Origin of the sequence: Pedobacter albus, assembly GCF_036324255.1 — a bacterium.
Lineage (GTDB): Bacteria > Bacteroidota > Bacteroidia > Sphingobacteriales > Sphingobacteriaceae > Pedobacter > Pedobacter albus.
This window is the reverse complement of the sequence record NZ_JAZDQT010000001.1, coordinates 729,658-756,289: the sequence shown is the minus strand read 5'-3', so window position 1 is coordinate 756,289 and position 26,632 is coordinate 729,658. Positions and strand designations below refer to the sequence as shown.

Here is a 26,632-nt window from a genome sequence, read left to right as displayed (position 1 = left end):
ATACCAAACTTTGTATGGCCATTATGCGTTAATAGAGCTATGGCATTAATCAAATTCACCAACAAAGGTATTTATTGCCCCCAGGGCAATTTTTACATCGATCCTTGGCATCCGGTCGATTATGCCGTAACTACCCACGGCCATGCCGACCACGTGAAGTGGGGCAATAAAAACTACCTCTGCCACGAACTGACTAAGCCCATCCTGCAACAACGTTATGGCCTAAGCGATAACATACAGACCTTGCCTTATCACGAAGAAATAGACATTAATGGCGTGAAACTGAGCCTGCACCCGGCTGGACACGTTATTGGTTCGGCACAGATCAAATTGGCCTACAAAGGCGAAATATGCGTGGTTTCTGGCGATTATAAAGTAGAATACGATGGTATCAGCACCGCTTTCGAACCTGTAAAATGCCATACTTTTGTAACCGAAAGCACTTTTGGACTCCCTATTTACCACTGGCAGCCCCAAGAACTGATTTTTGAACAGATGAGAGATTGGATAGCAATTAACCACCTCAAAGGCAAAACCAGCATTCTGATAGCCTACAGCTTGGGCAAGGCGCAACGGCTCCTTAAAAACCTGGCCGGCAACTACCCTATCTATGTGCATCAATCCATTGCCAATTTAAACGAGGGCTTTAAAGCTGCCGGCGTAGCCCTGACCAATACCATCAAAATAACCCCCGAAACCAAAAAAGAAGCCATGCAAAAGGGAGTGGTAATCGTTCCGCCAGCCTTGGCCGATGGCAAATGGATCAAAAGCCTGCAACAACCCGCCACAGGCATCTGCTCGGGCTGGATGATGGTACGCGCAGGCAGAAGGTGGCGCAGTGCCGATGCCGGTTTTGCCCTGAGCGACCATGCCGACTGGCCAGGTCTGTTAACCGCAATTAAAGCTACAGGTGCCGAAAAAGTATTTGTTACCCATGGCTCATCGGCGGTATTTGCCAAATACCTGAACGAAATTGGCATCCGTGCCGAAGAAGTAACCACCAGATACGGCAACGACGACGACGAAAGCCTGATTAACCTGATAGAAAACAAGAATTGAAACGTTTTGCGCAACTGATACAGCAACTCGAGCTCAGCAACAAAACCAACGATAAAATAGAAGCCTTGGTGGCCTATTTTAACGAAGCTGATGACAGGGACAAACCCTATGTAATTGCTATGTTTACCGGAAAAAGACCAAAACGACCCGTAAACACCACGCTCATTAAACAATGGGCCATTGAATTGAGCCAATTGCCCGAATGGCTTTTTACCGAAAGCTACCACAACGTAGGCGACCTGAGCGAAACCATTGCCCTCGTTTTGCCTCCAGCTACCCAAAACATAGCCAAGCCTTTGCACCAATGGATAGCCGAACTGGCCGAACTAGCCACTAAAGACGACGAAACCAAAAAAGCATACGTTATTCAGGCCTGGAACAGCCTCAACACCCAAGAACGTTTTATCTTCAACAAGCTCATTGCCGGAAATTTCCGCATCGGGGTTTCCAATAAAATGCTCGTTAATGCCCTCGCCAAGCAAACGGGGCAGGACAGCAGCAAAATCATGCACAGCATCATGGGCAAATGGCACCCCAACGAAATCGCTTACGAAGCACTCACTTCGGGTAGCCACGTCAATACCGACAACTCTTGGCCCTATCCTTTTTGCCTGGCCTACGCCTTAGACACGGAACCTGAAAACCTGGGCGAACCCAGTGCCTGGCAGGCCGAATGGAAGTGGGATGGCATCCGTGGACAAATCGTAAAACGCAATGGTGAGCTGTTTATATGGTCGCGGGGCGAAGAACTGGTTACCGAGCAGTTTCCCGAACTGCATTTTCTTAAAGACGAATTGGAAGATGGCATTGTGCTGGATGGCGAAATCCTCTCGGTAAAAGAAGGCAAGGTACAATCGTTTAGTACGCTTCAGCAACGGTTAAACCGGAAAACCATCAGCAAAACGCAACTACAACACGCCCCTATCGGATTTTTCACCTACGATATTTTAGAATACCAAGGCGAAGACATCAGGCAATATCCCTTGGCACAAAGACGTACCCTGCTTGCCGGCATTGTCGAAAAGCTCAAAACCGAACAGATCGTCGTCTTGTCTCCGATTGTAGCATTTGCCACCTGGGAGGAACTGGCCGAGCAACGATTAAATTCGAGAGCCATCAACAGTGAGGGCATCATGCTCAAAAAACTGGATTCTGTTTTTCACACCGGCCGTAAGCGTGGCGATTGGTGGAAATGGAAAATCAATCCTTATACCGTAGACACCGTGATGATTTACGCCCAAAAAGGAAGTGGCAGGCGCGCCAATTTCTACACCGATTATACTTTTGCCGTTCGCGACGGCGACCAGCTCATTACTGTAGCCAAGGCTTATTCTGGCCTTACCGATAAGGAAATTAAAGAAGTAAACAGCTTTGTGAATAAAAATGCCATCGAGAAATTTGGTCCCGTACGCACCGTAAAGCCCGAACTTGTATTCGAAATTGCTTTTGAGGGCATCGCCGAAAGCAAACGCCACAAAGCCGGATTGGCACTCCGTTTCCCTCGTATTGCCAGGTGGCGAAAAGACAAAAAAGTAGACGAAATCAATACCTTGGAAGATTTGAGGCAATTATTGACGGCTGCCGAAACGCTAAAGCCCTAAAGTATTATATTCGTATTGCGATGCAAAAAACCATAGGTTACCAGCAAATAGTTGCCTGGCTCAAAGCGAGCAAAAAGAAGCCTTTCGATTTCCAGAAAGAGGCCTGGGACTATTATTTGCAGGGCTACAGCGGTTTGGTAAACGCACCTACAGGCTTTGGCAAAACCTTTTCGTTGTTTTTGGCGGTAGTGATAGAAGGGCTTAATGCCCAAGCCAACCCAACAGTTGCTAAGGACAGCAGAGGCCTGCAACTCATCTGGATTACGCCCCTGCGTTCGCTGGCCAAGGATATTGCCCGGGCCATGCGCGAAGTACTGCTCGAATTGGAGTTGGATTGGACCGTTGGAGTCAGAAATGGCGATACCACACAGGCCGAAAAACTCCAACAAAAGAAAAGCCTGCCCGAAGTTTTACTCATCACCCCCGAAAGCCTGCACCTCATGCTGGCCCAAAAAGGCTCCACTTCCTCATTCAAAAACCTCAAATGCATCGTAGCCGACGAATGGCACGAACTATTGGGTAGCAAAAGAGGCGTATTGGTAGAGCTGGCCATATCGCGCATCAAAGGCTTGCAAAAGGCAAACAACGAGCAGAAACTGAGGGTTTGGGGCATATCGGCTACCATTGGCAATATCGAAGAAGCACTCGAAGTTATCGCACCCGAAGCTAAGGCTAAGAAAATAATTGTCAGGGCCAAGCTGGAAAAGAAAATCGCCATCAAATCTATTTTGCCCGACGATATCGAAACCCTGCCTTGGGCCGGACATTTAGGTCTCAAACTGGCCTACAAGCTCCTACCCATTATCGCAAAGAGCAAAACCACGCTCATTTTTACCAATACCCGCGGACAGGCCGAAATGTGGTACCAGCACTTGCTCAACATCGAGCCTGATTTGGCTGGGCGCATCGCCATCCACCATGGATCGATAGATTTCGAACTGCGCAATTGGATCGAAGAATCGCTGCACACTGGCCTGCTCAAAGCCGTTATCGCTACTTCTTCGCTCGATTTGGGGGTAGATTTTAAACCTGTAGATACCGTTGTACAGGTAGGATCGCCCAAAGGTGTTGCCCGTTTCCTGCAAAGAGCCGGTCGCTCGGGCCACTCGCCCGGCCAAACTTCCAAAATCTATTTTCTGCCCACCCACGCCCTCGAGCTGGTAGAAGCCGCCGCCATTAAAGAAGCCGCCAAATACCACAACATCGAAAGCAGGGAACCCGTAATTATGGTGTTCGATACGCTGATCCAGTACCTGGTTACCCTGGCCATAGGCGATGGTTTCGACGACAAAACCGTTTACCAAGAAATCAAGCAAACCCATGCCTTTAAGCTGCTATTGCCCGAAGAATGGGCCTGGATGATGCAGTTCATCACTTCTGGTGGCGATAGTTTAAGTGCCTACCAAGAGTTTAAAAAAGTGGTCGAAGACGAAAAAGACGGGCTTTGGAAAGTAAAAAGCCGACAGATTGCCATGAGGCACCGCTTGCATATTGGAACCATTGTAAGCGAAGCCATGCTCAAAGTCAAGTTTCTGACCGGAGGCTATGTGGGCATGGTTGAAGAGTACTTTATATCGAAGCTCAAACCCGGGGACAGCTTTACCTTAGCGGGACGGATTTTAGAGTTTATCCAGCTGAAAGACATGACCGTCATGGTGCGCAAGAGCAAAAGAAACAAAGCCATCTCTCCTAGCTGGATGGGTGGTCGCCTGCCCCTTTCCTCGAATTTGGGCATGGTTTTGCGCAAAAAATACAATGAGGTACTCGAATCCAACCAGCAGGAAGAAGAATTGGAGGTGGTACGCCCCTTGTTCTTGGTACAGCAAGAACGCTCGCATGTGCCTCAAAACAACGAACTGCTCATAGAAATGATCAGCAACAAAGAAGGCTTCCACCTTTTTGCCTATCCTTTCGAAGGCCGGCTGGTACACGAAATATTGGCTGCGCTGGTGGCCTACCGATTGAGCAAATTGGTACCCATTACCTTTTCTATAGCCATGAACGATTACGGTTTCGAACTGCTGAGCGATATTGAAATCCCGATGGACGACGCGATTGCCTACGAAGTTTTCTCGCCCAACAACCTCACCGAAGATATCGCCTTGAGCATCAATGCCACAGAAATGGCTCGTCGCAAGTTCAGGGATATTGCCTGCATTGCCGGCCTGGTTTTTCAGGGCTATCCGGGCAAATACGTAGCCAACAAGCATCTGCAATCATCTGCTGGTCTATTTTTCAACGTATTTAGCGATTTTGACAAGCATAACCTACTTTTGCGCCAGGCTTACGACGAGGTATTTTATCAGCAACTGGAAGAACCCCGTTTGGCCGCTGCCCTGCATCGCATACAGCAGAGCCTGATTGTAATTACTTATCCACAAAGGTTTACGCCCCTGTCTTTTCCCATCAAGGTCGACAGCCTCAGGGCAAACATGAGTTCGGAAGAATTAGAACAGCGCATTGAACGGATGAAAGGCGAAGTTTTTAAATAAGCACATGATTATTACCCTCAAAGACGAAGAATTGATATTAGCCAAAGAACGGGCGGTTTTCTTTCCAAAGGAACAGCTCTTGGCCATCAGCGACCTTCATTTGGGCAAATCGGCGCATTTTAGAAAAGCCGGCATACAGGTACCTACCACTTTGGCGCAAAGCGACCTGCAAAGGCTCGGTAGCCTGCTTGAAAAATTCCAACCCAAAACGTTGCTCATTAACGGCGATATGTTCCACCACGAACATAATACCGAAGTAGACGATTTTGCACGATGGAAACAGCAATACACCCAACTCGAATTTGTACTGGTAAAAGGCAATCACGACAAGCTTGATGAAGAAAGCTATCGCCATTTAGACATTAAAATCTACGACCCGAGCTATTGCACAGCCAAGTTTTGCTTCATACACGATTTTGTGCAGTGCAAGGACGAAACGCTTTATCCCATCAGTGGGCATATCCACCCGGGGATAACCTTATTGGGCAAAGCCAAGCAAAGCCTGCGTTTTCCCTGTTTTCATTTCGGCACCGATTATGCCGTACTGCCGGCCTTTAGCGCCTTTACGGGCCTGAGCATGATCAAACCCAAGGCCAGCGACCAAATATTTGCCATTACACCTTTAAAAGTGATAAAAGTATAGTTATTTATATATTTGGCCCAATGAGAAAAATCATCGCTATTTTATTCTTGTCGATTATTATCGGCCTAAAAGCAGGGGCACAAATCAACATCAATCCGGGAGTAGATACTACAGACCTTACCATTAAATCGGCTATTAAATTCTATACTGATTACATGGGCGAATTTAAAGGCAAAAAGCTGCCCGATTTTAAGAAATATTGGAGCGAAGAAGATTGCAAAAGCTACAAAATCCCAGATCTTTCTATTTATGGCGTAGGTGGCGATTACCCGATTTACGCCATGGCTCCCATCAAAACCATTACCTATGTTAAGCCCTTGCCAAACGACATGGTAATGCTAAAATCTATTGGCGGATGGATTGATACCTTAAAGATTTTGAATGTGATGTATCTGTCTAATCACCTCATCAAAAAAGACAAGAACCAGCAATTGCATTTTGTAAAGCCCACTACTTTCTACAAAAAGGATTGGCAGCACAAAGACCTCAGAAATATCCATTATACTTTCCCCAAAAAGCATATTTTCAATAAAAAAATAGCCGATAGCTTAATTGCACAAGTAGAAAAGCTGGAAAAGGACTGGGAGCTCAAACCCATTCAAATCGAGTATGTTTTTGCCCCTACCTACGATGAAATACAACAGATTAGGGGCTTCGATTTTACATTGGGCCTAGGAAACAGGGAAAAGCCCTCGGGCCTTTCAAACCAAACCGACAATATCGTGTACGGTGCCGGCAACGGCGAAAACTATTTTCACGAAATTGTGCACATTTACCTCAACCCTATACATCCCAAATCACCATTAAACGAAGGCTTGGCCGTATTTTACGGTGGCTCTATGGGGCAAAATCTCTCATGGCATATAAAGCGGGTTAAGGCATACCTGAAAAATCATCCCGAAATTAACCTGAACAAGCCCCAAGAATTTTACTTCATGGATAACTATACCAATCCTTTGAGTACTATTCAGGGTCTATTGTGCAACCTCGTTTATAAAAAAGATGGCATAAAGGGTTTAAAGCGCCTAATGACCTATACCAACGTGAACGAGGTGTACGAAAAAGAATTTGGGCTAGACCTTAAAAACCTCAATAAAGGATTAAGGGCATTGATTGATAGCCAATAAGCTCAATATCGTTCCTCACAATGACGAATTACACGTAAGATCCCGTATCAAGTCCAGGATGACGATTTTTGTGACGCTAAGCGCCCTCCGCAAGACGCTTAGCTAATTAACCACTTTTGCCAAGCTCTGCATCCAATCATTAAACATTTTCTGCTCAATTTGGATAATCGCTTCGGCATGTTTCTCCCAGTCTGGCGAAAATTCGCGCAACTGGTTCAGCATTTCTTCCAAATGGCCTTCCTCTTCCAAAATAATCGATTTTACGGTTACTTTGCTTTCTTTGGCCGTCAAAATTTGCTGATAGATCGGGTAAAGCTCATCTGCCCTCACTTCGATGGCATAGGTTACAAAAAGATAGGCGGCAAACTTCAAGTCAAAACCGCTCAAGTTGAAATGCTTTTTCAAGTACCTGCACACCTGTACATCAAGCGTGTTCAGGTAAAAACGCGTATGGTCTGGTACCAACAATTCGGCATTGGTGTAGGTCTTGCATAAATTTTCGTCGAGCTTGACCAATTGTTTTTTCAGGTAGTAGGCATGACGATGTTCTTCTGCCGCATGTTTCAAAATCAGCAGCGTAACTTCTTCCTTGTGCTCAGAAGCCGATATCTTTTTGGCACCTGCATTTTCCATGTACGATAAAGTATTTAACCATTTGGAATGCAGTTGGTTATCATTCACTATATTTTCTAAAATTGAAGAAAGTTGCATGTTATATTTCGTCTAAAGCTTGTTGAATAGTGCGGTAAATGTACGCCAAATCATCGTTAGAAATGACATACGGAGGTAAGATGTAAATAATATTGCCCAATGGCCTCAGGATAATTCCCTTAGTTAAAAAGTAGGTATACAAGCGATCTCTCAAGCCACTGAGGTACGAAGTATCGTTGCCCGTTTCCCACTCCAAGGCAATAATGGTTCCGGTTTGGCGCACGTTGCGCAGTTTGGGATGGCCCTTGATCTGTTCAAAAAACTGGCGATGTTGCGCTTCTACCCTTTTGATATTGGCCAAGGTAGCCGGTTCCAATAAAATGTCCAAGCTAGCCAAGGAAGCGGCGCAGGCTACCGGATTGGCCGTAAACGAATGGCCATGGTAAAGCGTTTTCAATTTGTCTTCGCTTAAAAAAGCTTCGAATATTTTGGCATTGCAGGTGGTAAGGCCCATAGGCATAGTGCCTCCGGTTAGGCCTTTGCTCAAACAGAAAATATCGGGTCTATTGCTTAACTGTTCGCTAGCGAAAAAGGTTCCTGTTCGGCCAAAACCAGTCATTACTTCATCGGCGATGGTCAGCACTTCGTTTTCGGTACAGGCGGCTAAAAGCTGATCCAGGTATTTGGCTTCGTACATCAACATCCCGCCAGCACCTAAAATCAGAGGTTCGAAGATAAAACAAGCCAACTCGGATTTTAGATTGGAGATTTTAGATTGGAGATTGGAGATGTTCTCGGCGGTGGGCAAATCGATAAACTCCACATCAAAAAGCAGTTCGGCAAAAGGATTCGTAAAAATGCTCCGGCCACTTACCGACATCGCTCCAAAAGTATCGCCATGATAGGCATCTTTAAAAGCCAACACCTTCTTCTTGGTGGTATTGCCTTTATTGTTCCAGTACTGCAAGCACATTTTTAGGGCCACTTCTACCGCTGTAGAGCCATTATCGCTGTAAAAAGCCTTTTCCTGCTGACCTGGCAACAAAGGCAACAAACGTTCGGCCAAGGTTACGGCAGGTTCGTGCGTAAAGCCCGCAAAAATAACGTGTTCTAAGGTCTGCAGCTGCTTGGCCACTTTTTGCGCAATATGCGGATGTGCATGGCCGTGAATGGTTACCCACCACGACGAAACGGCATCGATATACTTTTTACCATCTTCGGCATACAAATAAACACCTTCGCCATGGGTAATGGAAATGGGTGTTAAGGCATTCTTCATTTGCGTGTAAGGATGCCATATTACTTTTTGGTCTCTTGCTACTAAATTCATTCTATTCGCTCCTTTTCTTCATGGGCTTCTACAAAAGCCCAAGTTACTACTGGTGCAATCCGATAACGGTAAAGCATCCAGCTTATTAAAATCGATAATATGAGGGTACAGAAAACAGAACCTTCTATGCCAAACTCCCCTCCCGAAAGATAGGCTTTGCCAATGGGCTGGGCTATCAAGGCCCGTTCTGTATCTAAGCCGCTAACTTTATAGCCCAAAAGTACGCCTTGGGCAAAATTCCATCCAAAATGTATACCGATGGCCCAGCTTACGTTTCGCTTAATCAAAGTAAAAACAGCAAACAAAGCGCCAGCCAACATGATATTGAGAAAGGCCAAGGGCGTATAACCCGGATTGGCCAAGTGCACCAGTCCAAAACCAATGCTGTTAATGATTACCGCAACAGCTATCCGATAGCTTTCGGCCAATACAAACAAGGGATAGGTACGGAACATCAGCTCCTCAAAAATGGCAACCAGTATAAAATAAAACAAATAGACCGCCAAGGTGATAGAACTGATACCGCCTATGGCAAAGCGGACATTGCCGTTGGCCCATAAAATGCCACCGCAAAGCGCAATGAGCAAAAATCCGATCAACGTTCCTTTTAAAAAGCCTGAAAATGCGCCTATTTTCCTGACAAAAACGGTCCAAAAATCAATTTTGAATATAAAAAAGACCATTTGTAAACTGCCCAAAATGGCCAGTACCATGCCCAGTTCCCAATAAAATTCAACGGCAAACCCGCTCCCGGCCAAAGGAAGAAAATTGAATCCAAAAACCATCGCTACCGGAATTACCCACAACACGATAAAAATCAGGAATAGTATAATTTTTATAATCGGTGCCAGATAGTACAAAACAGGTCTTTGCATGTTAGCCGAGGGTATTTTTCAGTAAAGCAACCACTGTTTTGTCGGTTTTGAAGGTAATTTCGTCCAAGCTGAGCGTATCGATGTTTGCCCACCTGAAAGATTGCGTACTATCGGCCGAGAAATCAAAAACCGTTGTTTTGATATCCAGTGCCAATGGATTTACTGCCTTTACGATATAATATACGCTGATGAGCTGGCTTTCGTTAAACGACGATTTTTCGTAAAAATCGGTGGTATAAAAATGGCTCACCACCTCAATGGCTGCATTGCATTCTTCTACAAACTCACGTTTCAAAGCATCAATCAATCCTTCGCCCAGCTCTACGCCACCACCCGGAAATTTGGTAAAGTATTGTCCGTATTCATATTCGTCGCTCAGCAGAACCTCATTGTTATCGTTAATGAGCAAGCCATATACCCTTACGTTAAAATAACTCATTGATTAAAGTGCTTTTGGTTTTTGGTTACATTTTCCATGTTCCAGGCAATTTCTGCTCGGAAAGCCTCTTGCCTAACGCCACAGTTCTGCATTTTGCAATAATTGCAGCAGGCAGGCAGGCAAGGATCGGCATGGATAAAAAGTTCGGTTTGGTGAGAGCCTGAAACGTTAATGAGCTGGTCTATGTTCGAAATCTCCTGATGTACGGCAGTAAGGTCGAAATAATAAGGCAAGGTAACATGGCAATCGATGTGCAGGTCGGCCCCGTATTGCTGCGCCCTCAGGTTATGGATGTCTATCCAGCTATCCTGACGGTTATTTTGCAGAATGACCACAATATCTTTCACCAGTTCAATATTGCTTTCGTCCATAAGCCCCCCTACCGATTTCCGGATCAGCTTATAGCCGTTAAAAACGATATACAAACCAAGACCAATAGAAATTACGCCATCCAGCCAATAAAAGCCGGTTAACTGGATCAGGATAATGCCCACCACCAATCCCGCGCTGCTCACCGAATCGGTAAGCAGGTGCTTGCCGTCGGCCTCCAAGGTAATCGAATTGTGCTTTTTACCGGTTTTGATCAGGTAATAACCTACCAAAGCATTGATTACGCCAGTGGCACCGATAATAATGGCGCCGTCAAACAACTGTTTGATTTCGTTCGGATAAATGAGGTCGTAGGTAGATTTGAAGATGATAATAATTCCCGCCAGGCCGATGAGAATGCCCTCAACAAAAGCCGAAAAAAGTTCGACCTTGCCATGGCCATAGGGATGGTTTTCATCTTTGGGCAAGGTGGCCAAATAAATGCTGTAAAAGGCAAAGGCACTGGCCAGTACATTGACGATGCTTTCGGCCGCGTCGGTAAGGATGGCATTGGAACCTGTAAGAAAGTAAGCTACAAATTTGGCCAGCATCAAAGCAATGCTTACACATAGCGAAATCAGTATAGCCTTCTTTTTTGGTTGCAATTGAAGAAATTTTAGACCCAAAATTACAGTTTAATGCTCAGTTTTTATGAAAATTGTTATTTTTTGACCCAAAATTCGCTCAGGTTTATATATTTGCGCTTTCACTCAAATCATTATGACATTTTTATCTAGAAGAATCCGTAACCTATCCGAATCTCAGACCATTAAAATGGCAAAGTTAGGTAGAGAATTAGCTGCCAAGGGGATTGATGTAATCAATTTAAGCTTTGGAGAACCCGACTTTTTTACGCCGGACAATGTAAAGGCTGCCGCTAAAAAAGCAATCGACGAAAACTACTCTTACTATACGCCAGTTTCTGGCTATCCAGATTTGCGAAAGGCAATTACAGAAAAGCTTCAAAGAGAAAATGGCCTGACTTATGGCATCGACCAGATCGTGGTTTCTACAGGCGCCAAACAAAGCTTGGCCAATGCCGTTATGTGCCTCATCGATCCAGACGACGAAGTAATCGTACCTACACCTTATTGGGTATCTTACTCTGAAATGATCAAACTGGCCGAAGGCAAAACCGTATTCATCAATGCTACCGTTGAACAGAACTTTAAAATAACCGCACAGCAATTGGAAGAAGCTATTACGCCAAAAACCAAATTGTTTATGTTTTCTTCGCCCTGCAACCCTACCGGTTCGGTATACAGCAAGGAAGAACTGGCCGCTTTGGTAGCTGTGTTCGAAAAACACCCGAATATCTTCATCATTTCTGACGAAATTTACGAACACATCAACTTTGTAAACGAGCATGCTTCTATCGCCGCTTTCGATTCGATCAAAGACCGTGTGGTAGTCATTAATGGCTTCTCTAAATCTTACGCCATGACTGGCTGGAGGGTGGGCTATATGGCGGCCAATAAAGAAATTGCCGCAGCCTGCGACAAAATGCAGGGACAGATTACCTCAGGTACCTCATCAATTAGTCAACGTGCAGCCCTGGCCGCCTACCAAGGGGGGTTGGAAACCGTATACCACATGCGTGAAGAATTCAGAAAACGCAGAGATATTGTTTACGACCTACTTAAAGCCATTCCGAATGTGAAAGTTAACCTGCCAGATGGCGCCTTCTATTTCTTCCCAGAAGTGAAAGCCTATTTTGGCAAAAGCTTTAATGGCAACGTGATTAATAATGCCGAAGACCTTTGCTTGTACCTATTAAACGAAGCACACGTTTCGTTGGTAACCGGCGAAGCTTTTGGCAACGAAGACTGCATCCGTATTTCTTATGCCGCTGCCGAAGATCAATTGAGGTTAGCCGTAAAAAGAATTGCCGAAGCTTTGGCCCAACTGGTTTAAGTTTCAATTTGCCATCAAACAAAAAAGAGGATTACGATTGGTAATCCTCTTTTTTTATGCTTGTTGTTTGGTCTTTACGATCTAATCGCTTCTACCGGGTCCAATCTCGAAGCCGAATAGGCTGGCCAAAAACCGGAAATCAATCCGATAATTACCGATACGCCTATGCCGAGCACGATGTTGCTCATGTATAAAACCACTTCTACCTTGGCCCCATAAGTAAACACCAGTGTAAGCAGGTACACCAGTCCGAGGCCAAATGCCCCACCCAACAGGCACAGCACTACCGATTCGAATATAAACTGCAACAGGATAAAGTAGTTTTTGGCACCCAGCGATTTTTGGATGCCGATGATATTGGTACGTTCCTTTACCGAAACGAACATGATGTTGGCAATACCAAAACCGCCTACCAAGATAGAAAACCCTCCAATTACCCAACCGGCTATTTTGACCACGCCAAACATAATGTCGAGCTGGTTAGACAGCATGGTGGTTTTGTTCAAAGAAAAATCGTCTTCTTCGCCTGGCCTAAGCCTGTGTATAGAGCGCATCTGCCCCTTTAACTCGGCTTCTACCTCATCGAGGCTGATATTTTCCTTGCCCCTAACGGTTACTTGCGGATTATAGCGGTCGTCTTGCACATCGAACATGCCTTTGGCCAAGTTAAGCGGGATAAGTACGTTTTTATCCTGCGACATGCCCAGCATATCGTCACCCTCTTTTTTAAATACGCCAACTACCGTCAAGCGCCGCCCCATTACCTTGATCTGTTTGCCTAAAGGTTCTTCGCCATTAAACAAACCATCGGCAATATCGGCCCCCAAAACACAAACCGGCGACCCCGTTCGCCCTTCGTTTTCGGTAAAATAACGGCCGTCCTGAAATTCCAAATTCCAAGTGCGGTCGTATTCCTGACTGGCGGCATTCAAATTTGCGCCCTCCACAGAATTGCTGTGGTATTTAATGGTACGGTTACTGGCCGATGTTTCGAAACAAACGCCTTTGGCCATTTCCATCCGGTCTTTAAGCGCTTCGTAATCCCTTAAAGAGGGCTGAGGGCGATTGATGTATTTCCACCAAGGGAAATTATCGCTGAATATCCATGGCCATTTCTGCACAAACAGCGTATTTGAGCCCAGTTTGTCGACACTGGCCTGGATTTTATTGCGCATGGTATCTACGCCGGTTAATACGGCAATAATGAGAAATATACCAATAGTGATCCCCAATAGGGAAAGTGCGGTCCTCAGTTTGTTCTGGCGGAGTGCATCCCAAGCAAACCTGAAACTCTCGCCTATTAGTCTAAAAATCATCATCATGCTGTTTAGACCAAAAATACCATAAAAGGTTACAGTTGTGCGAGTATATTATAAAAAATACATTTACGGTTCAAGGCCAAAGGTGAAAGACTAAAGGTGAAAGGTTCCGGCCGCCGAGCCAATCATGCTATCATTCCTTCATTCCTTCATTCAATCACTCAATCATTGATTAATTCAATCCTTAACTCCCCCCAACCGTCCATAATTATTATATTGTAAAAACAAAATTATATTTCGTAAATTTGCGCCCTAATTTACATCCAAGAAAATATGAAGTTATCTCAATTTAAGTTCAATTTACCAGATTCGCTTTTAGCCAACACCCCTGCCGAACAAAGGGACGAAGCCAGATTAATGGTTTTACATAAAGACACTGGCCAAATTGAGCACAAAATTTTTAAAGATATTTTAGGCTATTTTGATGACAAGGACGTAATGATCTTGAACAACACCAAGGTATTTCCTGCCCGTTTGTATGGCAACAAGGAAAAAACCGGTGCCACCATCGAGGTATTTTTGTTGCGCGAGCTGAACAAAGAACTACGCCTTTGGGATGTATTGGTTGATCCTGCCCGTAAAATACGCGTAGGCAACAAGCTTTATTTCGGCGATGACGACCTTTTGGTTGCCGAGGTGGTTGACAACACCACTTCTCGTGGCCGTACCATCCGTTTCCTTTTTGACGGAACCGATGAAGAATTCAGAAAAAATGTAGAGATATTGGGCGAAACCCCACTTCCAAAATACATCAAACGTAAAGCCACTGCGCAAGACAAAGAGCGTTACCAGACCATTTTCGCCAAACACGAAGGTGCGGTAGCTGCCCCTACTGCAGGTTTGCACTTTAGCCGCGAATTGATGAAACGTCTGGAACTGAAAGGCGTAAACTTTGCCGAAGTAACCTTGCACGTAGGTTTGGGGACTTTCAGACCGGTAGAGGTTGAAGATTTGACCAAACACAAAATGGATTCGGAGCAGTTCATTATCGAATCGGCTGCTGTAAATACCGTAAACAAGGCACTTGATGAGAAGAGAAGGGTTTGTGCGGTAGGTACAACTTCAATGCGCGCCATCGAATCGGCGGTTTCGGCCAACAGAAGATTGAAAGAAGCCAACGACTGGACCAGCAAGTTCATCTTCCCTCCTTACGATTTTAGCATTGCCAATTGTATGATCACCAATTTCCACACGCCAGAATCTACTTTGTTGATGATGGTAAGCGCATTTGGTGGCTACGAAAACGTAATGAATGCCTATAACGTTGCCGTAAAAGAGAAATACCGTTTCTACAGCTACGGCGATGCCATGTTAATTATCTAGTATGGCGTAAAACGTATTGAGTACAGCGTAATTATTCTTTGCTCAATACGTTTTATCTTTATTATGAAATATTATGCAATAATTGTCGGAGGTGGTTCTGGCAAAAGAATGCAGAACCCCGTTGCTAAGCAGTTCTTATTGCTAGGCAACCAGCCTGTGCTCATGCACACCCTTTCGGCCTTTTACCATTCCAACTTCAAACCCGAACTTATTTTAGTGCTGCATCCCGACCTGCACCAGCAATGGGACGATCTTTGTACGCAATATAATTTTGAAGTACCACACCTCTTGGTGAGGGGTGGCGAACAGCGCTTCCATTCGGTACGCAACGGTTTGATGGCCATTAAAGGCGATGGAATTATTGCCATACACGATGCTGTGAGGCCCTTGGTCAGCCAAAAACTGATTACACGCACTTATGAAGAAGCCGAAGAAAACGGGAATGCGGTATGCTGCATCAAACCCAGCGATTCGGTAAGGAGGCTCAAAGCCGACCAGAGCAAAATCATTAACCGCGATGAATTGGTATTGGTGCAAACGCCACAGACTTTCGAAATCAGCCAATTGCGCAAGGCCTATCAACAACCCTATCGGGCCAAGTTTACCGATGATGCATCGGTGGTAGAGAAAGCCGGATTTAAAATCAATTTGATCGAGGGCGAGCGCAGCAACCTGAAAATCACATTTCCGGAAGACCTGGAACTGGCCCATTTTCTGCTCAGGTAGCCGTAACTTTGGCAACACCTTTTGTCGGCATTGCCAAAGCATATTTTAAGAATTAAGCGGCGCCTTTAATCACCCTTAAGATAATGGCAATAATAGCGATAACCAACAAGGCATGGATAATGCCACCTGTATAGTAGCCTCCCAAGAAGCTAATGGCCCAAATAATAACCAGAATAACCGCTATAACATAAAGTAGATTTCCCATAGTTTTAGTTTTTAAGTGATTGTTAATTCTCTTGATTTTATAGCATTAACAACAGGCAAACTAAAATTGTTCTAAAAAATAAAAAGCCCCCGATGTGATCAGGGGCTTTTAAATGTTTCTGTTAAGCACTTTAATATTCGTCTTCGTTAAAAAAGAAGTCGTCTTTTGTAGGATAGTCTGGCCAAATTTCTTCGATCGTTTCGTAAGGCTCACCATCATCTTCTAAGGCTTGTAAATTTTCAATCACCTCAACAGGTGCACCTGAACGAATAGCGTAATCAATTAATTCGTCTTTTGTTGCAGGCCATGGAGCGTCTTCCAAGTGCGATGCGAGTTCTAATGTCCAATACATATTACTTATATTACTTAATATTTATAATTCAACTTTCTGAGTTGGCAAAAGTATGCTAAAAAAAATGAGCAAAACAAATATTTTTTTCCACCAATTTAAATCCGTGGTATCCAGATGTTTTCTTCTGTTTTAGCATCAGCATTCAGTTTTCTGGCCAAAACAAATAAATAATCGCTCAATCTGTTCAAATAAATTGTAATATTGCTGTCAACAAAACTGTCGGCGGCCAGTTGCACCGCCAGTCTTTCGGCTCGCCTGCATACGCAACGCGCTAAATGACAATAAGATACCACCGTATTTCCACCCGGCAGTATAAAATGTTTCAGTTCGGGCAGCACCTCATTCATTTGGTCCATCTCCTGCTCCAAAAGCGTGATATCGCTTTCTAAAAGATCAGGGATTTTCATTTTCGAACGTTCAGGGTCCGAAGCCAGCGAAGAACCAATTGTGAATAACCTGTCTTGGATCTCCTTTAAAATCTGCTGGTGATGCGCTTCGATAGCCTGGCACATGATCAATCCGATGTACGAATTCAGCTCATCAACCGTTCCGTAGCTTTCGATGCGTACGTGATATTTGGGTACCCTGGTACCGCCAATAAGCGAAGTTTGGCCCTTATCGCCAGTTTTGGTATAGATTTTCATTGTTGTAAGGTTGAGGGTTGAAGGTTGAGGGCCTGGATTCATCATCCTATGCCATTGCCCTAAAACCTTATTGTATGCTTTCGAAATCGTCGCCTTTAGCCTCTAAATTGCTTAAACGCGGCGAAACGGTTTTGATATCCTCGTTGATGTAGTCTTTTTCGATCAAACCATCGCGCATACGCACAATACGATGGGCATGCTGTGCGATATCCTCTTCGTGGGTTACCAGAATAATGGTATTGCCCTTGCTATGGATCTCTTCCAAAAGCCCCATAATTTCGATGGAGGTTTTGGTATCTAAGTTACCCGTAGGCTCATCGGCCAGGATAATGGAAGGATTATTGATCAAAGCCCTGGCTACGGCCACACGTTGGCGCTGTCCGCCCGAAAGTTCATTGGGCTTGTGGGTAATACGGTTGCCCAGGCCTACGTTTTCGAGCGCCTTGGTTGCCCGCTCATCGCGCTCCTTTTTACTGGCGCCCGCATAAATCAACGGCAGGGCTACATTATCTAAGGAAGTAGAACGCGGCAAAAGGTTAAACGTCTGGAAAACGAAGCCGATTTCTTTGTTGCGTACTTCGGCCAGCTCATTATCAGACATGTGGCTTACGTTAATACCATTCAAAATGTAATCGCCTTTGCTGGGCGTATCCAAACAGCCCAAAATATTCATCAAGGTCGATTTACCAGAGCCAGATGGACCCATCAAGGCTACAAACTCCCCTTTTTCTATGGTAAGGCTTACTGATTTTAACGCATGAATTACTTCTGAACCGATAACGTATTTACGTCCTATGTCATTAATGGTAATGAGTGATTTCTCCATCGTTTTTTCTTTTTAGACCTGCTTTGTCTATGCAATGTTACAGCCTCGGCTTATTTTTCTATGATTTTAGGCACAAAGAAAAAACTTTCGTTATGCTTGGCTGCGTTTTTCAGTCCGTCGGCAGTGCTGATTTCCTGCTTCGCTACGTCCTCTCTCCACACGTTTGCGCTCTCGTTCATGTAAACCAGCGGTTTTACGCCTGTGGTATCGAGTTCGTTCAGCTTTTCCATAAAAGTAAGGATCTTGTTCATCTCTACCGTCAATGTATCAACTTCGTTAGCTGCAATTTCAATGCGGGCCAAGTCTGCCACTTTATATACCGTTTGCTGATCTATTTTCATCTGCTTATTACTGACTACTTAAAGTTTGCTTTCTATTTTCCTAAACACTTCTTCTTTTAGCGAATCGGCGCTATCGGCCACTAAGATACTGGTTAATATAGGTTGGTGCACATAAATATTTACAATGCCCGGCCTGGTGCCGTATTTCATACCATCGTCCCACAACACTTTCCAAATGTTGGTAATGCTTACGGGTACAATCGGAATATTTTTCTCGATAGCCAAGCGGAAAGGACCGTTTTTAAATTCCTGCAACTGCGGCGGGTACCTATCGTCTATCCTGCCTTCGGGAAATATGATGAGGCTCATGCCGTTTTCGAGGTTATCGCCTGCCCTTTTAAATGCCCTGAACGAAGAAATTTTGCTCTCCCTGTTTACCGCAATATCTATGGTACGGAAAAAGATGCCCAAAATCGGGTTTTTCAACAGCTCTTCCTTGCCCATAAAATGATAGCGCCCCCGGGCCAATATGCAGAAAACGATGATATCGAGGTTGGAGCTATGGTTGGCGCAAAAAATATAAGTCTGTTTTTTGTCTAATTTCTGTTCCAGATCAAACTTGAAGAAAACGCCTGCCAGTGCACAGCATAAAAAGCCGTGTGCGGTTCTGAATTTATTGAGAATGCCATAGTACTTGGGGCTGCGACTGGTTAAGTAATAGAACGGCCAAAACAGGAAAAAGAAAAACAGGAGGCTGCAGGTAAAATAAAGCTGGTGGATCCTTTTGAGCAATTTTATCATGGATAACCAAAAATACAATTTTGGCGACTAGTTGAGAAAATTAGTTTCAGTTCTCGACTAATGAATGAGTGAATTAGGGAATGAGTGAATTAGAGGATGAATGAATTAGAGAATGAATGAATTAGGGAATAGCCTCATGTACTATTGAACTAATGACACAAATGAACCAATGAACCCCTAAACTTTCTAGGTTTTTTCTTAATTTCGGGCCATGATCAAAGAAACGGTTGTAAGCGGCATACGCTCTACAGGAAAATTACATATAGGAAATTATTACGGCGCGGTAAAAAACTTTGTACAGATGCAACACGAGTACAATTGTTACTTTTTTATCGCCGATCTGCACTCTTTAACTACGCATCCTACGCCACAGGATCTGCACGGCAACATTAAGCAGGTTTTGGTAGAATATTTGGCTTGTGGCATCGACCCTGAAACCACCACCATTTATATACAATCTGACGTGCCAGAAGTTTCGGAGCTTTATTTGTACCTGAACATGAATGCCTACCTGGGCGAACTGGAGCGTGCCACCTCGTTTAAGGATAAGGTTCGTGCCAATCCTGACAACGTAAATGCCGGTTTGCTTACCTATCCGGTGCTTATGGCGGCCGATATCCTCATCCACCGTGCTACTAAAGTTCCGGTAGGCAAAGACCAGGAACAGCATTTGGAAATGGCCCGTACCTTTGGCAACCGATTTAACCGTTTGTACAGCAACGAATATTTTCCGGAGCCTTACGCGTTCAGCTATTCGAACAACCTGGTTAAGGTACCTGGATTAGACGGAAAAGGCAAAATGGGCAAATCTGAAGGCGAAGGCAATGCCGTTTACCTATCAGACAGTCCGGAAATTATCCGTAAAAAAGTTTCGAGGGCAGTTACCGACAGCGGTCCTACGGCCGAAAACCAAGAGAAGCCGGAAGCCATCCAAAACCTGTTCGATTTGATGAAGATCGTTTCATCGGCCGATACCTTGGCGCATTTTGAAGAACAGTATAATAAAATGGCCATCCGTTATGGCGATTTCAAAAAGCAACTGGCCGAAGACATGATCGTGACCACGGCTCCAATGCGCGAACGCATCAACGAAATTGCGGCCGACACGGCTTACCTGCGTCAAGTGGCCAAGCATGGTGCTTTAAAGGCCAGGGAAAGTGCCCAAAAAACAATCAGGGAAGTACGCGAAATAATTGGATTTAAAAGTTTTTAATTTAATAGATTTGAGCAATGGGACATTAGATTGGAGACAAGTCTAAAATCTCAAGTCTAAAATCTCACATCAAGAAAAATATGCATATAGCAATAGTTGGAAATATAGGTGCCGGAAAAACTACGTTAACTGGGCTGCTGGCCAAAAACTATGGTTGGGAAGCACTGTACGAAGCAGTAGACAACAATCCTTACCTGGAAGATTTTTACAGCGACATGAAGCGCTGGAGCTTTAACCTGCAGATTTACTTCCTGAACAGCCGTTTTCAGCAAATTGTAGAGATAGAAGCCAATAAACGCAACGTAATCCAAGACCGTACCATTTACGAGGATGCGCATATTTTTGCCGAAAACCTGCACGAAATGGGCCTGATGACCAGCAGGGACCACGAAAATTACAGGGCTATTTTTGATAATATTACCTCTTTCATCAAACCTCCTGATTTGTTGGTGTATTTGAGGGCTTCGGTGCCAACTTTGGTTAACAATATCCAACGCCGTGGCCGCGAGTACGAAGCCAGCATCCGTATCGATTATCTTTCTAAACTGAACGAAAAATACGAAGCTTGGATTAAAGGCTACAACTTGGGCAAGTTGCTCATTTTGGATAAGGACAAATTGGATTTCACCAATAATCCTGAAGACTTGGGCACGGTAATCCAATCGATAGAAGCCGAAATCAACGGGTTGTTTTAAGCTGTCCATGAAAATCCTAGGCATTATACCGGCACGCTACGCCTCTACCCGCTTTCCGGGCAAGCCCTTGGTTGACATCAACGGCAAAACGATGATTCAACGGGTTTACGAACAGGCTTCCCTAGCCAATTTGGCCAAGGTGGTAGTCGCTACCGACGATGAGCGGATAGCCAAGGAAGTAGAGCGATTTGGGGGCCAATATGTACTGACGAGTTCGCAGCACCAAAGCGGTACCGATCGTTGTGCCGAAGTTGCACAGCAATTGCCCGGTTTTGAGGTGGTAATCAATATCCAAGGCGACGAACCTTTTATAGATCCCGCCCAGATAAACTTGGTAGCTTCCTGTTTTGAGGAAGAAAAGGCAGAATTGGCTACCTTGATCAAAGCCATACATACCGAAGAAGAGCTTTTTAATGCCAATTTGCCAAAGGTGGTTACCAATGCCCAAGGCGAGGCCATTTACTTTAGCCGCAATCCCATTCCCTTTATCCGTGGCGCCGAAAAAGAAAACTGGATCAAAGCGCATCAATTTTACAAGCACATTGGCATTTATGGCTATCGCAATGCTACTTTATTGGCCATTACACAACTGGCCCCTTCCAGTTTAGAACTTGCCGAAAGTTTAGAACAGCTGCGTTGGATAGAAAACGGCTACGCTATTCAAACCAAAATTACGGAGTTGGAAACCATTGCCATCGATACGCCGGAAGACTTGCAAAAAATAGTTTTTTAAAGCTAATTTTTTATCTTAGGCCCAAAACTTATCCACTATGAAACTCGCATCGCTTTCTCTTTTGGTGCTGATCATGGCTTTTGCCAGTTGCACATCCGAATCTGCCAAACAGGTAACCGGCAATCTGGAAAAAACCTCTTTGCAACCTTTTACCGATACGCTAAAACAAGACACCTTTAAGATTGCGCTCAAAGGTAAAACTTCCAAAGACATGAGCCTTTTCTTTACCATTGTCAATTTCAATGGAGAGAAAATCTACGAGAAAGAAATGAAAGCTGCCGACCTGCTTAAAGGTTTCCTAGCCAGTGCCGAGCTCAAAAAAGAAGACGATAAAATCAAGTTTCTGCAAGACGAGGTAAACGATTTTTTTGAAGACGAACACTTTTTGGTGCCAGCCGTCATGCCTGATGAAAAGCCAGACGAAAACGTGCCCGACAAAGCCTTTTACGAAGAGCTGAAACAAAGCGGCCTCAACGGTTTCGACTACAGTACCGGCAAAGACGACAAGGTGTATATTGCTTGGTCGGTCAAGGAAAAGAAGGTAAAGGTTTACTACAAATGCTGTCAGTTAAAAAAATAGCATTCAGTTATTTAATCAACTTATTTAAACAGAAAATCGAAGAGATTTACCTCTGGGGTAAGGCCTAACTTCTTGCGCAAGCGATAACGGCTTACCGCTACTGCCCTCGGCGTAATGTTAAGCAACTGGGCAATTTCTTTCGGCGACAAATTGAGTTTCAGCTAAGCACAAAGCTTCAAATCGCTTGGACTGAGGTTCGGGTATTTTTCTTTCAGGTTGATTAAAAAATTGGCGTGCACAACTTAAATCATCCCCTATTTATGTCTGGACTTTGCGCCGGGCATTTTTTTAGCCACCTAAACAAATAGTTACACTTTAGAGAGCCCATTGAACTAAAAATTTAAGAATTAACATTTATTAACAGTTTTTAACAATTAAAAGTCTTTTTTTCAGCTACTTTCGCCTAGCCAAACACAAATTACAACCTACCAATAACGCCTTCCTATGTCCAAAAAACTACTCCTGTTGGTTTTGCTAGCCATTTCTGCGTGCCAAGCATTTGCCCAAAAAGCCAGCATCAAGGGATCTGTTGTAGATACCATCGAAAAAAAGAAGCTTCAAAACAGCTCCGTCCTCCTCATCAGAAGCAAGGATTCTATTCTTGTCAAATCGGTAAGGGCCAATGCCCAGGGCGAGTTCGAATTGACCAATCTTCAAAAGGGCGACTACAGCTTGTTGATCTCTTATCCGAAAATGGCCGATTTTATACGGGATATCCGCTTAACCGACAGCTCTAAATTCAACTTGGGCCCCATCCACATGGAAACCAAAACTTTTTTGTTGAACGAGGTTGTTGTTCGTGCACAAAAGGAAGCCATCAGGATGAAAGGCGATACCATTGTTTACCAAGCCGATAGTTTTGCCGTAAAACCCAATGCCAACGTGCAGGATCTTTTGCGGAGGTTGCCCGGTATAGAAGTTGATAAAAACGGCGCCATCAAGGCCGCTGGAGAAGACGTTAATACCGTATTGGTAGAAGGCGAAGAGTTTTTTGGCGATGACCCGCTATTGGCCACCAAATACCTCAAGGCCAGCGCTGTATCGGAGGTTCAGGTTTACGACAAGAAAAGCAAGGAAGCCGAGCTTACCGGAATAGACGATGGGAAAAAAGACAAAATCATCAACATCAAGCTGAAAGAAAATGCCAAAAACGGTTATCTCTCTACCCTCGATGCCAATAGCGACCTCGACCATTACAAAAACCTGGGTGGCATGCTTGGCGTTTACAAGGGCAAGCTCAAAGCCGCCATTTATGGCAATACCACCAACCTTAACCAGGATTCGAAGGTTACTTCGGCTATGTCAAAGCTCAAGGGCAACGATTACGATGTAATTGAAGTTGGCGACGATGGCAGTACGATGATGATTTCTTATGGTGGCGATGACGACGACTACTTCTCTCCTACCAATGGCCTGCCCAACTACAGTGCCTATGGTGCACACTTCTCTGACAAGTGGAACCAGAACAAACTGGGGCTCAAACTCAACTATAAAAACACCGATACCAAGGTTATTGACAACAGAACCTCAAACGGTCAGCGTTTATTGCCCAACGGCACTAGTTTTTTCAGTTCGGGCACTTCGACCGAAAACAGCAATAAAGGCGGGCAATCGGTAAAAGGAAATGTAGACATCACATTGGATTCGCTATCGACCATGAAAATCTCTTTTTCGGGCAAAACGAACTTCAACAAGAACAATTCGACCAACTACAACCAATCGCTTAACGACCAAGGCTTATTTGTAAGTAAAAACAATCAGCAAAACAGTACCGATACCGATAGCGAGCTATTTAACGGCAACATCAACTATACCCACAAATCGAAGAAAAAAGGCAGAACCCTATCTATCGACCTGCAACCCGAAACACAAAACAGCAAGGGCATCGAAAACAGCCTCAACGTAACCAATTACTACAACGACCAAGGCCAGATGAACCGTACCGAAAACCTCGACTTGTTTAAGGATAATGCCAGCAAGCAAACTTCGTTGGGTACGCGCATATCGTATACGGAGCCTTTGGGCAAAAAATGGCAATTACAAACCGCCTACAGCTTTAAAACCGTCATTTCGAGCAGTAACCGCATGGTTTACGACAACCTGCAAAACAGAAAGGCTATTGATTCGTTGAGCAATAATTTCGATTTCAACAATTTCTCCAACATCGGCAAAGTGGTGTTGCAGTACCGCGCACAAAAATTCTCTGTTTCTGGAGGCGTTGAAGCTACCCAAACCAGCTTCGAGTTAGACGATATAGACCGCAATAACAAGTTTAACAGGAACTACCTGAACTGGGCACCAAGAGGGAATTTCAATTATAGAATCAGCAAAAGCACCAGCCTATCGCTTAATTACAATGGCAATACCAGTCAGCCGAGTCTAGACCAGTTGCAACCGATTAGGCAAATCAACAATCCTTTGTATCAGGTGGTTGGAAATTCGAACCTCAAACCTTCGTTTAGCAACAGTATCGGACTTAATTTCAATTCGTACCAGTTTAAGTCGGAGCAGTTTATTTATGGCTACCTGAGTTATAATTTCACCAGAAATGCCATTGCAAGCACTCAAACTGTAGACGAGTTTAACAAAACCATCAGCAGCTATACCAACCTTAACGGCAATAACAGCATCTATGCCAACGCCTCCTACCAGAAAGGTTTCAGCAAGTTGCATTTCAGAGCCAGTTTCAGCATCAGCTATAACAGTTCAAACTATGTGTCTATCCTCAACAACAAGCTGAACAAGAATTTTAATGGCCAGCTGAACTTAAGGCCAGGCTTTAGCTACTATACCGATAAAGTTCAGGTCAACTATAACCCCTCGGTTACTTTCCTCAACAGCAACTCTTCGTTGGGCTCTATCAACAATGGCAAAAGCTATACCCACAACCACGAAATTAGCGGCACTATCCAATTGCCTTACAAAACCGAGTTCAACACCAGTATTTCGCTGTCGTACAGACCGGCCAACCAATCGTTCAATACGCCGCTTAACGTAGCGCTTTGGAACTGCTACATTTCCAAAAAGATGTTGCCAACCGATGCGCTTGAAATGAAACTTTCCGTATCTGACATTTTAAACCAAAAGATAGGCTACAATCGCTATGTTGGTGGCAACTATATCAACGAAACCACGTTTAGCTACATTCCGAGATACATCCTGATTGGTTTAACCTACAACCTGAGTGGCAACTTTGCCAAAGCAGCCAAATAACCGCAAACAAATGAAAACAGCAATCATAACTACCTTATTAACCTTGGGCCTGCTTGGCGTTAAAGCCCAACAGGTTTTTGTAAGCAGCGCCAAGATTACCTTCGAGAAAAAAGTGAACCTGCAAAGGCAAATGGCCGACAACACCTGGCTATCAGACGATGCCAAGGACAAAATGAAAAAATACATCAGCTCATTTTGGGAATATGCTTTTAACGAAACCACCTCGTTATACAAGGCACAAAAAAAAGAAAGCCAGGTAAGCGACAACGTGTTCATGTTTTCTTCTGGCGAGAATACTGCTCAAATGTATACCGACTTGAGCAAAGGTACCAGGATTATCAAGAAACCGGTGATGGGCGAAGACTACATCCTGAACGACACCGTGCCCCATGTGAATTGGAAAATCATGCACGATGTACGCAAAATAGCAGGTTACGATTGCCGCAAGGCCATTGGCGTAATTAACGATACCGTTTACGTAGTGGCTTTTTATACCGACGATATTTTGTTTAAGGGCGGTCCGGAAGGATTTACCGGTTTGCCGGGCATGATTTTGGGTCTGGCCATTCCGCGCTACAATACCACCTGGTTTGCCACCAAGGTAGAAGCCGTAAATGTACCTGTAATGAGCATTGCCGAACCCAGCAAGGGCAAAAAAACAGACAGCGAAAAAGATTTCAAGAAGCTGGTAGATCTTTACACCCGCTACGACGACAAGAAAAATCCGCGCAAAATAGAAGAAATCAAAAAGGAGATTTACGGGTTGATTTTGTAGCTAGTAAGCTATTAGTCCATGGTCAATAGACCATTGTTCAATTGTTCAATTGTTGAATTGTTCAATTGTTGAATTGTTTCATAGCGATGATGGAATTGCTATAGACCATGGTCCATAGTCCATTGTCTACTAACTATCGACAATGCCCCATTTATGATAAGGATGATCTTAGTTTGGAAATCATTTTGCAGAGCTCAACATATTGTTGCTGGTTGGGATGTGCCATCCCGATCTTACTAACTATGGATTTTCAATCCATGGTAAACCATTGATGCCTATTAAACAATTTAGCAATCCAACATTCAAATGCTAAGCAACGACGAATTGTTGCTAGCACCTGACTCCCAAGCAAATAATTTATTTACAATATTTGCGCTCCGAAATCAGAATTTTACGTACCTTTGTATCCCGTACAAAAACAATTAAAAAGGCCATAAAGCCCTATT

General features: G+C 44.3%; 27 protein-coding genes. 14 read left to right on the top strand and 13 right to left on the bottom strand.

Annotation, left to right across the window (positions count from 1 at the left end; all coding sequences use genetic code 11):
- Positions 1–39 precede the first annotated feature (39 nt).
- The 5 genes from VRU48_RS03220 to VRU48_RS03200 are packed head-to-tail and all read left to right on the top strand — an operon-like array spanning position 40 to position 6,922.
- Complete coding sequence (locus VRU48_RS03220) at positions 40–1,059, top strand: ligase-associated DNA damage response exonuclease (RefSeq protein ID WP_330106479.1); 1,020 nt, start codon at positions 40–42, stop codon at positions 1,057–1,059.
- Positions 1,056–2,660, top strand: a complete 1,605-nt coding sequence (locus VRU48_RS03215) for an ATP-dependent DNA ligase (protein WP_330106478.1) — start codon at positions 1,056–1,058, stop codon at positions 2,658–2,660. Before VRU48_RS03220 ends, VRU48_RS03215 begins: the two co-directional genes overlap by 4 nt.
- A 20-nt stretch (positions 2,661–2,680) precedes the next feature.
- Complete coding sequence (locus VRU48_RS03210) at positions 2,681–5,152, top strand: ligase-associated DNA damage response DEXH box helicase (RefSeq protein WP_431311608.1); 2,472 nt, start codon at positions 2,681–2,683, stop codon at positions 5,150–5,152.
- Positions 5,153–5,156: 4 nt separating this feature from the next.
- Positions 5,157–5,795, top strand: a complete 639-nt coding sequence (gene pdeM / locus VRU48_RS03205; protein WP_330106477.1) for a ligase-associated DNA damage response endonuclease PdeM — start codon at positions 5,157–5,159, stop codon at positions 5,793–5,795.
- A gap of 20 nt (positions 5,796–5,815) precedes the next feature.
- Entirely contained in the window at positions 5,816–6,922 is a 1,107-nt protein-coding gene (locus VRU48_RS03200; protein WP_330106476.1) for a hypothetical protein, read from the top strand.
- Positions 6,923–7,024: 102 nt separating this feature from the next.
- Here VRU48_RS03200 and VRU48_RS03195 read toward each other — a convergent pair whose 3' ends face one another.
- The 5 genes from VRU48_RS03195 to VRU48_RS03175 are packed head-to-tail and all read right to left on the bottom strand — an operon-like array spanning position 7,025 to position 11,191.
- Positions 7,025–7,633, bottom strand: a complete 609-nt coding sequence (locus tag VRU48_RS03195) for a hypothetical protein (protein WP_330106475.1) — start codon at positions 7,631–7,633, stop codon at positions 7,025–7,027.
- Position 7,634: 1 nt separating this feature from the next.
- Complete coding sequence (gene bioA, locus VRU48_RS03190; RefSeq protein ID WP_330106474.1) at positions 7,635–8,903, bottom strand: adenosylmethionine--8-amino-7-oxononanoate transaminase; 1,269 nt, start codon at positions 8,901–8,903, stop codon at positions 7,635–7,637.
- The gene (locus VRU48_RS03185; RefSeq protein ID WP_330106473.1) at positions 8,900–9,778 is read right to left on the bottom strand and encodes a CPBP family intramembrane glutamic endopeptidase; all 879 of its coding nucleotides are present in this window, start codon (positions 9,776–9,778) and stop codon (positions 8,900–8,902) included. The genes bioA and VRU48_RS03185 overlap by 4 nt, the downstream gene beginning before the upstream one ends.
- A gap of 1 nt (position 9,779) precedes the next feature.
- Positions 9,780–10,217: an NUDIX domain-containing protein gene (locus tag VRU48_RS03180; protein ID WP_330106472.1), complete on the bottom strand. Its 438-nt coding sequence runs from the start codon at positions 10,215–10,217 to the stop codon at positions 9,780–9,782.
- Positions 10,214–11,191, bottom strand: coding sequence for a cation diffusion facilitator family transporter (locus VRU48_RS03175; protein ID WP_330106471.1), 978 nt, complete (start codon positions 11,189–11,191; stop codon positions 10,214–10,216). Before VRU48_RS03175 ends, VRU48_RS03180 begins: the two co-directional genes overlap by 4 nt.
- A gap of 115 nt (positions 11,192–11,306) precedes the next feature.
- Between VRU48_RS03175 and VRU48_RS03170 the strand changes: the two genes are divergently transcribed.
- Positions 11,307–12,500: a pyridoxal phosphate-dependent aminotransferase gene (locus VRU48_RS03170; RefSeq protein ID WP_330106470.1), complete on the top strand. Its 1,194-nt coding sequence runs from the start codon at positions 11,307–11,309 to the stop codon at positions 12,498–12,500.
- Between the two features lie 74 nt (positions 12,501–12,574).
- Here VRU48_RS03170 and VRU48_RS03165 read toward each other — a convergent pair whose 3' ends face one another.
- Complete coding sequence (locus VRU48_RS03165) at positions 12,575–13,819, bottom strand: ABC transporter permease (protein ID WP_330107753.1); 1,245 nt, start codon at positions 13,817–13,819, stop codon at positions 12,575–12,577.
- A gap of 273 nt (positions 13,820–14,092) precedes the next feature.
- Between VRU48_RS03165 and queA the strand changes: the two genes are divergently transcribed.
- Both queA and VRU48_RS03155 read left to right on the top strand, forming a co-directional pair.
- A complete protein-coding gene (queA, locus tag VRU48_RS03160) occupies positions 14,093–15,142 on the top strand; it encodes a tRNA preQ1(34) S-adenosylmethionine ribosyltransferase-isomerase QueA (RefSeq protein ID WP_330106469.1) in 1,050 nt (349 codons plus the stop codon).
- Between the two features lie 63 nt (positions 15,143–15,205).
- Complete coding sequence (locus VRU48_RS03155) at positions 15,206–15,868, top strand: 2-C-methyl-D-erythritol 4-phosphate cytidylyltransferase (protein ID WP_330106468.1); 663 nt, start codon at positions 15,206–15,208, stop codon at positions 15,866–15,868.
- Positions 15,869–15,920: 52 nt separating this feature from the next.
- Here VRU48_RS03155 and VRU48_RS03150 read toward each other — a convergent pair whose 3' ends face one another.
- From VRU48_RS03150 to VRU48_RS03125, 6 genes are all read right to left on the bottom strand, one after another.
- Positions 15,921–16,073, bottom strand: a complete 153-nt coding sequence (locus VRU48_RS03150; RefSeq protein WP_199140722.1) for a lmo0937 family membrane protein — start codon at positions 16,071–16,073, stop codon at positions 15,921–15,923.
- A gap of 130 nt (positions 16,074–16,203) precedes the next feature.
- Complete coding sequence (locus VRU48_RS03145) at positions 16,204–16,425, bottom strand: DUF2795 domain-containing protein (protein ID WP_097129232.1); 222 nt, start codon at positions 16,423–16,425, stop codon at positions 16,204–16,206.
- Between the two features lie 95 nt (positions 16,426–16,520).
- Positions 16,521–17,069 carry a cob(I)yrinic acid a,c-diamide adenosyltransferase gene (locus VRU48_RS03140; RefSeq protein WP_330106467.1) on the bottom strand — a complete coding sequence of 183 codons (549 nt, stop codon included), beginning with the start codon at positions 17,067–17,069 and terminating at the stop codon, positions 16,521–16,523.
- Positions 17,070–17,136: 67 nt separating this feature from the next.
- The gene (locus VRU48_RS03135; RefSeq protein ID WP_330106466.1) at positions 17,137–17,895 is read right to left on the bottom strand and encodes an ABC transporter ATP-binding protein; all 759 of its coding nucleotides are present in this window, start codon (positions 17,893–17,895) and stop codon (positions 17,137–17,139) included.
- 50 nt (positions 17,896–17,945) lie between these two features.
- Positions 17,946–18,236 carry an Asp-tRNA(Asn)/Glu-tRNA(Gln) amidotransferase subunit GatC gene (gene gatC, locus VRU48_RS03130; RefSeq protein ID WP_330106465.1) on the bottom strand — a complete coding sequence of 97 codons (291 nt, stop codon included), beginning with the start codon at positions 18,234–18,236 and terminating at the stop codon, positions 17,946–17,948.
- An 18-nt stretch (positions 18,237–18,254) separates the two neighbouring features.
- The gene (locus VRU48_RS03125) at positions 18,255–18,977 is read right to left on the bottom strand and encodes a lysophospholipid acyltransferase family protein (protein WP_330106464.1); all 723 of its coding nucleotides are present in this window, start codon (positions 18,975–18,977) and stop codon (positions 18,255–18,257) included.
- A 211-nt stretch (positions 18,978–19,188) separates the two neighbouring features.
- On the opposite strand from VRU48_RS03125, the gene trpS reads away from it, so the two are divergent.
- The 4 genes from trpS to VRU48_RS03105 all read left to right on the top strand — a co-directional run bounded on the left by trpS (position 19,189) and on the right by VRU48_RS03105 (position 22,198).
- The gene (gene trpS, locus VRU48_RS03120) at positions 19,189–20,190 is read left to right on the top strand and encodes a tryptophan--tRNA ligase (protein ID WP_330106463.1); all 1,002 of its coding nucleotides are present in this window, start codon (positions 19,189–19,191) and stop codon (positions 20,188–20,190) included.
- Positions 20,191–20,258: 68 nt separating this feature from the next.
- Positions 20,259–20,885: a deoxynucleoside kinase gene (locus VRU48_RS03115; protein WP_431311628.1), complete on the top strand. Its 627-nt coding sequence runs from the start codon at positions 20,259–20,261 to the stop codon at positions 20,883–20,885.
- A 7-nt stretch (positions 20,886–20,892) separates the two neighbouring features.
- Positions 20,893–21,618 (top strand): 3-deoxy-manno-octulosonate cytidylyltransferase, encoded by a 726-nt coding sequence (gene kdsB, locus VRU48_RS03110; RefSeq protein WP_330106462.1) that lies wholly within the window; start codon positions 20,893–20,895, stop codon positions 21,616–21,618.
- A 37-nt stretch (positions 21,619–21,655) separates the two neighbouring features.
- On the top strand, positions 21,656–22,198 hold the full coding sequence (locus tag VRU48_RS03105; RefSeq protein ID WP_330106461.1) for a hypothetical protein: 543 nt from the start codon (positions 21,656–21,658) through the stop codon (positions 22,196–22,198).
- Positions 22,199–22,218: 20 nt separating this feature from the next.
- Here VRU48_RS03105 and VRU48_RS03100 read toward each other — a convergent pair whose 3' ends face one another.
- Positions 22,219–22,347 carry a helix-turn-helix transcriptional regulator gene (locus VRU48_RS03100; protein WP_330106460.1) on the bottom strand — a complete coding sequence of 43 codons (129 nt, stop codon included), beginning with the start codon at positions 22,345–22,347 and terminating at the stop codon, positions 22,219–22,221.
- Positions 22,348–22,642: 295 nt separating this feature from the next.
- Between VRU48_RS03100 and VRU48_RS03095 the strand changes: the two genes are divergently transcribed.
- Positions 22,643–25,411, top strand: a complete 2,769-nt coding sequence (locus VRU48_RS03095; RefSeq protein ID WP_330106459.1) for an outer membrane beta-barrel protein — start codon at positions 22,643–22,645, stop codon at positions 25,409–25,411.
- A gap of 10 nt (positions 25,412–25,421) precedes the next feature.
- Positions 25,422–26,186 (top strand): GLPGLI family protein, encoded by a 765-nt coding sequence (locus tag VRU48_RS03090; protein ID WP_330106458.1) that lies wholly within the window; start codon positions 25,422–25,424, stop codon positions 26,184–26,186.
- Positions 26,187–26,632 lie beyond the last annotated feature (446 nt).

Bases quoted from the DNA above. Each gene is read 5' to 3' on its own strand.
- VRU48_RS03220 (WP_330106479.1), top strand. From the start codon at position 40: ATGGCATTAATCAAATTCACCAACAAAGGTATTTATTGCCCCCAGGGC.
- VRU48_RS03210 (WP_431311608.1), top strand. From the start codon at position 2,681: ATGCAAAAAACCATAGGTTACCAGCAAATAGTTGCCTGGCTCAAAGCG.
- pdeM (WP_330106477.1), top strand. From the start codon at position 5,157: ATGATTATTACCCTCAAAGACGAAGAATTGATATTAGCCAAAGAACGG.
- VRU48_RS03200 (WP_330106476.1), top strand. From the start codon at position 5,816: ATGAGAAAAATCATCGCTATTTTATTCTTGTCGATTATTATCGGCCTA.
- VRU48_RS03195 (WP_330106475.1), bottom strand. From the start codon at position 7,633: ATGCAACTTTCTTCAATTTTAGAAAATATAGTGAATGATAACCAACTG.
- bioA (WP_330106474.1), bottom strand. From the start codon at position 8,903: ATGAATTTAGTAGCAAGAGACCAAAAAGTAATATGGCATCCTTACACG.
- VRU48_RS03185 (WP_330106473.1), bottom strand. From the start codon at position 9,778: ATGCAAAGACCTGTTTTGTACTATCTGGCACCGATTATAAAAATTATA.
- VRU48_RS03180 (WP_330106472.1), bottom strand. From the start codon at position 10,217: ATGAGTTATTTTAACGTAAGGGTATATGGCTTGCTCATTAACGATAAC.
- VRU48_RS03170 (WP_330106470.1), top strand. From the start codon at position 11,307: ATGACATTTTTATCTAGAAGAATCCGTAACCTATCCGAATCTCAGACC.
- VRU48_RS03165 (WP_330107753.1), bottom strand. From the start codon at position 13,819: ATGATGATTTTTAGACTAATAGGCGAGAGTTTCAGGTTTGCTTGGGAT.
- queA (WP_330106469.1), top strand. From the start codon at position 14,093: ATGAAGTTATCTCAATTTAAGTTCAATTTACCAGATTCGCTTTTAGCC.
- VRU48_RS03155 (WP_330106468.1), top strand. From the start codon at position 15,206: ATGAAATATTATGCAATAATTGTCGGAGGTGGTTCTGGCAAAAGAATG.
- VRU48_RS03150 (WP_199140722.1), bottom strand. From the start codon at position 16,073: ATGGGAAATCTACTTTATGTTATAGCGGTTATTCTGGTTATTATTTGG.
- VRU48_RS03145 (WP_097129232.1), bottom strand. From the start codon at position 16,425: ATGTATTGGACATTAGAACTCGCATCGCACTTGGAAGACGCTCCATGG.
- VRU48_RS03140 (WP_330106467.1), bottom strand. From the start codon at position 17,069: ATGAAAATCTATACCAAAACTGGCGATAAGGGCCAAACTTCGCTTATT.
- VRU48_RS03135 (WP_330106466.1), bottom strand. From the start codon at position 17,895: ATGGAGAAATCACTCATTACCATTAATGACATAGGACGTAAATACGTT.
- gatC (WP_330106465.1), bottom strand. From the start codon at position 18,236: ATGAAAATAGATCAGCAAACGGTATATAAAGTGGCAGACTTGGCCCGC.
- VRU48_RS03125 (WP_330106464.1), bottom strand. From the start codon at position 18,977: ATGATAAAATTGCTCAAAAGGATCCACCAGCTTTATTTTACCTGCAGC.
- trpS (WP_330106463.1), top strand. From the start codon at position 19,189: ATGATCAAAGAAACGGTTGTAAGCGGCATACGCTCTACAGGAAAATTA.
- kdsB (WP_330106462.1), top strand. From the start codon at position 20,893: ATGAAAATCCTAGGCATTATACCGGCACGCTACGCCTCTACCCGCTTT.
- VRU48_RS03105 (WP_330106461.1), top strand. From the start codon at position 21,656: ATGAAACTCGCATCGCTTTCTCTTTTGGTGCTGATCATGGCTTTTGCC.
- VRU48_RS03095 (WP_330106459.1), top strand. From the start codon at position 22,643: ATGTCCAAAAAACTACTCCTGTTGGTTTTGCTAGCCATTTCTGCGTGC.
- VRU48_RS03090 (WP_330106458.1), top strand. From the start codon at position 25,422: ATGAAAACAGCAATCATAACTACCTTATTAACCTTGGGCCTGCTTGGC.